Here is a 6000-nt window from a genome sequence, read left to right as displayed (position 1 = left end):
GCCGAGCCAACGGCCTTACTCCCCGCGGCGCCACCACCCCCCCCCCGCCCCCGCCCTCTCGATCCGCCCCGCGGCGGCCCGGCCCCGGCTGCCCGGCGGGCTGACCGCCCGCGAGGCCGAGGTGCTGCGGCTGGTCGCCGGGGGCGCGACGAACAAGGGCGTCGCCCGCGCCCTCGTCATCTCCGAGCACACCGTCGCCCGGCACCTCAACAACGTCTTCGCCAAGCTGGGCGTCTCCTCCCGCGCCGCCGCCACCGCCTGGGCCTTCGCGCACGGCCTGGTCTGAACGGCCCATCCGGGCCCGGCCCGCGACATGGGCGGAACGGGCGATGCGGCCGCCCGGACCGCCCGCGTACACCGGGAGCATGACCACATCGACGGAGACCCTGGACGCGCTCCGCGGTGCCGTGCGCGGCACCGTCGTCACCCCCGGCCACCCCTCGTACGAGGAGTCCCGGCGGGTCTACAACGCCCTGCACGACCGCCGGCCCGCCGTCGTCGTCCGCGCCGTGGACGCCGGCGACGTGATCGCGGCGGTCCGCCACGCGCGGGAGCACGGCCTCCCGCTCGCCGTCCGCGGCGGCTCCCACTCGGTCGCCGGCTTCGGCACGGTCGACGACGGGCTGGTGGTGGACCTCTCCCCGATGCGGGAGGTACGGGTCGACCCGGAGGCCCGGACGGCCCGGGCCGGCGGCGGCGCCACCTGGGGCGACTTCAACCACGCCGCCCACGCCTTCGGGCTCGCCACCACCGGCGGGGTGATCTCCACGACCGGGATCGCCGGCCTCACCCTCGGCGGCGGCATGGGCCACCTCTCCCGCCGGTACGGGCTGAGCTGCGACAACCTCGTCGGCGCGGAAGTCGTCACCGCCGACGGCACCCTCGTCTCCTGCGACGCCGAGCGCCGGCCCGACCTGTTCTGGGCGCTGCGCGGCGGCGGCGGGAACTTCGGGGTGGTGACCGAGTTCCGCTACCGGCTGCACCCGGTGACCGACGTGCTCGGCGGGATGACCTGCTACCCGCTGGACCCGGCGGTGATCCGCGCCTGGTACGAGGCGGTCACCGCCGCGCCGGAGGAGCTGAACATCATCATGGTGCTGGCCCTCGGCCCGGAGGAACCGTTCCTGCCGGAGCGCTGGCACGGGCGCCCGATCTGCGCCGCCTTCACCTGCTTCAGCGGCCCGCGCGACCGGGACGACGAGGTCCTGGCCCTCCTCGACGGGCTGGGCCCGGTGCTGGGCCGGTTCCTGGAGCGGATGCCGTACCCGCTGGTCAACACCCTCTTCGACGAGCAGCTGCCCGCCGGGCTGTACCACTACTGGAAGGGGAAGTTCAGCCGCGGCCTGTCCGCCGGGGCGGTCGCCGCGCACGTCGAGTACGGCGCGACCATGCCGACCATGGAGTCGGACACCGCGCTCTTCCCGATCGACGGCGCCTGCCACCGGACGGGGCCGGAGGAGACCGCCTTCGCCTACCGGGACGCGGACGTCTCGCACTCCATCGGCGCGACCTGGACCGACCCGTCCGGCACGGCCGCGAACGTGGCGTGGACCCGCGCCTACGACCGGGCGCTGCGGCCGCACACCGAGGCCGGCGAGTACGTGAACTTCATGGACACCGACGACCAGGACCGGGTCCGGGTCAACTACCGGCAGAACTACGGCCGGCTGCGGGAGGTGAAGCGCCGCTACGACCCCGACAACGTGTTCCGGCTCAACCAGAACATCGTCCCGTGAGGGGCGGTCACGGCACCGTGCGGGCGGAGGCGAGGAGCCGCAGGACGTTCTCGGGCGGGAGGCCGAGGGCCGTCCCGACGGTGCCCAGGACCTCCTGCTCGGCCGGGCTGTAGCCGCCGTCGGCGAGCGCGATCCGGGCCGCCTGGAGCAGCAGCGCCTCCCGCCCGGCGGGCTCCAGGTGCGGGGTGAGCGGGGCGACGGCCTCGTGGATCTCGATGGCGAGGAGGGCGCCCTCGGGGTTGATCTCGGGCATGAACCGCCCGGTGTCGGCCTCCAGCGCCTCGACCAGGTCGACGAGCTGGACGGCCGTGCAGTCGGCGTACCCGGCGGACCGGACGGCGTGCACGGCCCGGTCCAGGACCTCGCGGGAGCCGGTGCCGCCGGCCGCGAGCACGGCGAGGGCGACGGTGTGGACGGCGTCCCGGAGCATCGCCGAGAAGCGGCCGGTGGTCGGCCGTTCCAGCACCTCGGTGCCGAAGTGGGTGCGGCAGGCGGCGCACTCCACCACGGGGCCGGTACAGCCCCGGGGCAGCAGCGGGACGCCGAGGACGGCGAACCGGCGGCGGCCGGTGCGGCGCCGGTAGTTGCGGTCGCCGCCGCACTCCTCGCAGAAGAAGTCGCCGTCGCCGATCGTGTTCCAGGAGGTGCGGATTCCGCAGACGGTCAGCTTCCCACCACGCGTTTTCCTGGCAGAACGCACGCGCACCTCCTCAACGGCCCGGCTGCACTGCCGGTGCGTTGGCGTGATGTTAGCCACATCTTCGAGGGGACGTCAGCACCTCGTCCGTACTTCGCCCCGGAGATGGCCGAGACACGACACCGGTGGTTCAGGCCCGGCGGCGGCGCTTCGCGAAGGCCAGGACGGCTCCGCCGATCAGTACGGCGCCGACGGCCGCCCCGATGACACCGGGTCCGATGGCCGAACCCGTCGTCGCGAGATCACCCTCCGGGGTGGTCGCGGCCGGGGAGGGCGTCCCGCCGGTCTCCTCGGGGGCGGCCGGGGGCGCGGTGCCGCCGGCGCTCTCCGCGGGGGTGGCGGAGGGGGCGCCGGAGGTGGTCGCGGCGGGCGTCGCGGACGGCGCGGGCCCGGTGGTCTCCGGGGCGCCGGGCGCCGGGGTGGCGGGCGGCGCGGTGGTGGCCGGCGGGGTGGGGACCGGCGTCTCGGTCGGCTCCGGGGGCTCCGGGGTGACGGCCGGGCCGGGGGTCTCGCCCTGCGGGAGGCAGCCGGCGAAGGTCATCTGGTGGGTCTCGGCGCCGGGCACGCTGACCAGGTTCTCGGCGATGACGGCGCCGTTGACGTGGCCGGGGCCGACGCCCGGGCCGCCGAGGTGGACGGTGGCGTTCGGGGCGAGGATCGTGCCGGGCCAGGAGGTGTGGTTCTTCTTCACGGTGGTGGCCTGCGGGAAGTTCCACAGCAGCTTGGAGCGGATCGTCCGGTAGGCGTCCGGCACGGTGTAGTCGTCGATGACGGCGGGGCCGCCGGAGGCGTTCTTGTAGTAGACGCCGTAGGTGGCGTGCGCGCTCATGTCGTACGCGGCGCCGAGCACGTTCACCAGGGTGGAGGCGCCGACGGGCACGTCCAGGGTGATGGCGCGGGCCTTCTGGAGGTCGGCGGCGTCCACGGCGAAGACGTTGAGGCCGGTGTCGGTGCCGGCGAGGAAGAGTCCGTCGCCGGAGGCGGAGACCGTGCCGTTGGGCTTCTGGCCCGCCCAGCCGGCCGAGAGGGTCCGCAGGGCGGTGAACTCCTTGCCGAAGTCGACCGGGGAGGCGCCCTCGGTGATCGGGCCGTCGACGCCGAAGTTCTTGCCGCCGGAGGCGTTCACGACCTTGCCGGCGATGCCGGTGCCCCGGGTGAGGACGACCTGGTTGGCGGAGAGGGTGCCGCCGACGACGAGGCTGTGGCCGCCGGGGAGCTCGGCCAGGTCGCCGGGGGTGAGCCGGTAGCCGACGGAGAAGCCGGAGGGCGCCTTCGGGTCGCCGAACTCCGCGTCGCCGCCGACCGCGACCGCGCCCTCGGAGTCGGAGTGGCGCACCGAGTCCTTCTCCACGAACTCCGCGTACAGCCCGGCCGTGCCGAGCGGGTTCGGCGCGCACGCGGTGGTGGTGGCGGAAGCGGCGGGGGCCCAGGCGAGGGCGGCTCCGGTCACCGCGAGGACGGTGGCCACGGAAGCGGACGTGCGCATGCGGAACTCCAGGTCAGGGAGTGCGGGGAGGGAAGAAGCGGGGGGTCCCGTGGGGAGTGGTCTGTACCATCCGCCAGGCCGTGATGTGCCGTCAACTCACCGCATATGACGCCGATTCCGGCATGTCTCCACGATCTTCCTTAAGCGAACCTGAAACCGTGACACACCTCACATATGACGGCGCCCCGTCCCCTCACCGAGGGAACGGGGCGCCGCACGGAGCGTGAGATTCCGGAGGTCAGCGGGCCGAGCGGTTGACCGCCGAGATGACCGCCTTCAGGGAGGCGCGGGTGGTGTTGGCGTCGATGCCGATGCCCCACAGCACCCGTCCGTCGATGGCGCACTCGATGTACGAGGCGGCCTGCGCGGAGGCGCCCTCGCTCATGGTGTGCTCCTGGTAGTCCAGCAGGCGGGCGTCCACGCCGATCGACTGCAGGGCGTCGAAGAAGGCGGAGATCGGACCGTTGCCGGAACCGGTCAGGACGGTGTCGACGCCGTCGACGACCGCATCGACGCGCAGCGTGTCCGTGCCGTCGGTGTCCGAGGTGGACTGGCCGGAGCGCAGCTGGATGCGCCCCCAGGCGTTGTCCGGGTTGGGCAGGTACTCGTCCTGGAAGACGGACCAGATCTGCGCCGGGGTGACCTCGCCGCCCTCGGCGTCGGTCTTGGCCTGGATGATCCGGGAGAACTCGATCTGCATCCGGCGGGGCAGGTCCAGCTTGTGGTCGTTCTTCAGGACGTACGCGATGCCGCCCTTGCCGGACTGCGAGTTGACGCGGATGACGGCCTCGTAGGAGCGGCCGACGTCCTTGGGGTCGATGGGCAGGTACGGCACGGCCCACTCGATCTCGTCGACGGTCTTGCCCTGGGCGGCCGCGTCGGCCTCCATGGCGTCGAAGCCCTTCTTGATGGCGTCCTGGTGGGAGCCGGAGAAGGCGGTGTAGACCAGGTCGCCCGCGTAGGGGTGGCGCGGGTGGACCTCCATCTGGTTGCAGTACTCGCTGGTGCGGCGGATCTCGTCGATCTGCGAGAAGTCGATCTGCGGGTCGACGCCCTGGCTGAACAGGTTCATGCCCAGGGTGACCAGGTCGACGTTGCCGGTCCGCTCGCCCTGGCCGAACAGGCAGCCCTCGATGCGGTCGGCGCCGGCCATCAGGGCCAGCTCGGCGGCGGCGACGGCGGTGCCGCGGTCGTTGTGCGGGTGCACGGACAGGCAGACGTACTCGCGGCGGGTCAGGTGGCGGGACATCCACTCGAAGCGGTCCGCGTGCGTGGACGGTGTCGAACGCTCCACGGTGGCGGGCAGGTTGAGGATGATCTCGCGGCCGGGGCCGGGCTGCCACACGTCGCAGACCGCCTCGCAGACCTCCAGGGCGAAGTCCAGCTCGGTGTCGGTGAAGATCTCCGGGCTGTACTGGTAGCCGAAGACGGTCTCCGGGCCCAGCAGCTTCTCGGCGTACTCCATCACCAGGCGGGTGCCGTCGACGGCGATCTGCTTGATGTCGTCCTTGGAGCCGCGGAAGACGACCCGGCGGAAGGTCGGCGCGGTGGCGTTGTACAGGTGGACGGTGGCGCGCTTGGCGCCGACCAGGGACTCCACGGTCCGCTCGATCAGGTCCTCGCGGGCCTGGGTCAGGACGGAGATGGTGACGTCGTCCGGGATCGCGCCCTCTTCGATGATGGAGCGGACGAAGGCGAAGTCGGTCTCGCCGGAGGACGGGAAGCCGACCTCGATCTCCTTGTAGCCCAGGCGTACCAGCAGGTCGAACATCTCGCGCTTGCGGGCCGGCGACATCGGGTCGATCAGGGCCTGGTTGCCGTCGCGCAGGTCGGTCGACAGCCAGCGGGGCGCCTTGGTGATCCGCTGCTCGGGCCAGGTGCGGTCGGGGATCTCGACGGCCTCGTACCGGCCGTACTTGTGGATCGGCATCCCGGACGGCTTCTGGGTGTGCGTCGCGTTGGTGACCGGCGTCGGGCGGCTGACGAAGGGCGACTGAGACATTGCGTAGGGCTCCTCGGGGGTGTCCTTGGAAGGGACGGCCGACTGTCGAACGCAACACCGAAACCCGCGGGGAGGGGGT

5 protein-coding genes are annotated in these 6000 nt (G+C 72.8%); 2 read left to right on the top strand and 3 right to left on the bottom strand.

Annotated elements, in window-relative coordinates:
* The coding region (locus AB0E83_RS24155) for a helix-turn-helix transcriptional regulator (protein ID WP_362115491.1) at positions 1 to 286 on the top strand (286 nt) is incomplete at its 5' end.
* 79 nt (positions 287 to 365) lie between these two features.
* Positions 366 to 1736, top strand: a complete 1371-nt coding sequence (locus AB0E83_RS24150) for an FAD-binding oxidoreductase (protein WP_362115488.1) — start codon at positions 366 to 368, stop codon at positions 1734 to 1736.
* Positions 1737 to 1743: 7 nt separating this feature from the next.
* On the opposite strand, the gene AB0E83_RS24145 is transcribed toward AB0E83_RS24150, so the two are convergent.
* From AB0E83_RS24145 to leuA, 3 genes are all read right to left on the bottom strand, one after another.
* Positions 1744 to 2436: a TerB family tellurite resistance protein gene (locus tag AB0E83_RS24145; protein WP_362115485.1), complete on the bottom strand. Its 693-nt coding sequence runs from the start codon at positions 2434 to 2436 to the stop codon at positions 1744 to 1746.
* Positions 2437 to 2563: 127 nt separating this feature from the next.
* Positions 2564 to 3919 carry a choice-of-anchor A family protein gene (locus AB0E83_RS24140; protein ID WP_362115482.1) on the bottom strand — a complete coding sequence of 452 codons (1356 nt, stop codon included), beginning with the start codon at positions 3917 to 3919 and terminating at the stop codon, positions 2564 to 2566.
* A 238-nt stretch (positions 3920 to 4157) separates the two neighbouring features.
* Positions 4158 to 5921, bottom strand: a complete 1764-nt coding sequence (gene leuA / locus AB0E83_RS24135) for a 2-isopropylmalate synthase (protein ID WP_362115479.1) — start codon at positions 5919 to 5921, stop codon at positions 4158 to 4160.
* Positions 5922 to 6000: the final 79 nt, after the last annotated feature.

Origin of the sequence: Streptomyces sp. NPDC035033 (genome assembly GCF_040636735.1) — a bacterium.
GTDB lineage: Bacteria > Actinomycetota > Actinomycetes > Streptomycetales > Streptomycetaceae > Streptomyces.
Note: the sequence above shows the minus strand (reverse complement) of the source record. Positions and strands in the feature narration are given on the sequence as shown.